Here is a 268-nt window from a genome sequence, read left to right as displayed (position 1 = left end):
GCAAATGGCTGCGGCTGAGCACCTCCTCACCGAAGGTTTCACTGAGATATGCGTGGATATAGCCGATATCCCGGGGTTTATTCTCCCAAGGCAGGCGCAGCGGCAAATCCGTTAAGACGCGGTGCAGGAGCTTTTCCCAACCGCGATCGGGAAAGAAATCTTTCGCCAGCGGACGCGGAATGGTACGAAAGCGGCGCTCCGGCTGGGAGCTGAAGATAAATAACCGCTCAGGAGATAATGAGCGGTGGTCAAATAACCGGCAATAGAC

The 268-nt window shown here is 55.2% G+C and carries 1 protein-coding gene; it reads right to left on the bottom strand.

Features of this window, described 5'->3' with window-relative positions; translation table 11 throughout:
• On the bottom strand, window positions 1-268 hold a 268-nt coding region (locus tag RTW80_RS29435), incomplete at both ends, for an isocitrate dehydrogenase kinase/phosphatase AceK regulatory subunit (protein WP_312721661.1).

Source organism: Escherichia sp. AM3 (assembly GCF_032029835.1).
In the GTDB taxonomy this organism is placed as follows: Bacteria; Pseudomonadota; Gammaproteobacteria; order Enterobacterales; family Enterobacteriaceae; genus Escherichia; species Escherichia coli.
The sequence above is the reverse complement of the archived record's forward strand: the minus strand, read 5'-3'. Positions and strand labels throughout refer to the sequence as shown.